We start from the raw sequence: 966 nt of genomic DNA, 5'->3' as shown, positions 1-966 counted from the left end.
TGTTGTATCCCAAAATTATTTCGCAAGACATATTAAGCACAAGAACATGAAACTTGATCAGGATAAAATCCACCTGATAATAGTACTACACGAAAAAACAGAATTCAAAACAAAAACAATCAGCAAACTCGTGAAAATCAGCAAAAGAAGAATCCAGCAGATAATCAAACAATACAAAGAAACTGGAAAACCCCCAGAACTCAAAAAACCAGGCAGAAAACCAAAACCAATCCCAGAAGAAACCAGAAACCTAATCCTGAAAGCCCACTCAGAATCAAAATATCAAGGCCCAGTACACTTAGAACGCTGGATTGAAGAGAATTACGGGATTCACATCCCACACAACACGATTTACCGGGTTTTGAAGGAGGCAGGCCTCGTGACTGAGAGAAAACGCAGGAAAAAGCTTCAGAGGTTTGAAGCAGATTATCCCAATCAGCTGTGGCAGATGGACTGGAAAGTGTTGGACTGGAAGGGGGAGCGGAAGTATCTTCTGACGATTCTTGATGATGCTTCAAGGATGGTTATTGCTTATGGTTTGTTTGATGAGATGACTGGGGAGAATGCTATTAGGGTTTTGGCGGAGGCTATTGCTGAGTTTGGTGTGCCTGAGGCTGTTTTGACTGATAATGGTGCTCAGTTTGTTGGGCGGAGAGGTGGTAGGAGTAGGTTTCAGGAGTTTTTGGCTGGTTTGGGGGTTAAGCATGTTAGGGCGGCTGTGAGGCATCCTCAGACTTTGGGGAAGGTTGAGCGGTTTCATAGGACTGTTGGGGAGAAGGCTGGTTTGTTTGATGATTTTGGGGAGTTTGTCTGGTGGTATAACTGGAGTAAGCCGCATAGGGGTTTGGGTTATGATTTTCCTGGTAGGGTTTATTTGAGGGGGGCTCCTGTTGGGTTGAAGTTGTGGTGGTTGTTCAGGGGGGTGAGTGCTGTATGACATCCGCGAAAAAATTTCAGGATACAACA

1 protein-coding gene is annotated in these 966 nt (G+C 44.4%); it reads left to right on the top strand.

The annotated features are described in order from the left end of the window. Positions 1 to 46 precede the first annotated feature (46 nt). Positions 47 to 937, top strand: coding sequence for a DDE-type integrase/transposase/recombinase (locus E3E24_RS12530; RefSeq protein ID WP_240912104.1), 891 nt, complete (start codon positions 47 to 49; stop codon positions 935 to 937). Positions 938 to 966 lie beyond the last annotated feature (29 nt).

Origin of the sequence: Thermococcus sp. LS2 (assembly GCF_012027375.1) — an archaeon.
GTDB lineage: Archaea > Methanobacteriota_B > Thermococci > Thermococcales > Thermococcaceae > Thermococcus_B.
The sequence above is the reverse complement of the archived record's forward strand: the minus strand, read 5'-3'. Positions and strand labels throughout refer to the sequence as shown.

What these genes read in the sequence shown, in the direction of transcription:
- E3E24_RS12530 (WP_240912104.1), top strand. Translation starts at nt 47, where the DNA reads ATGAAACTTGATCAGGATAAAATCCACCTGATAATAGTACTACACGAA.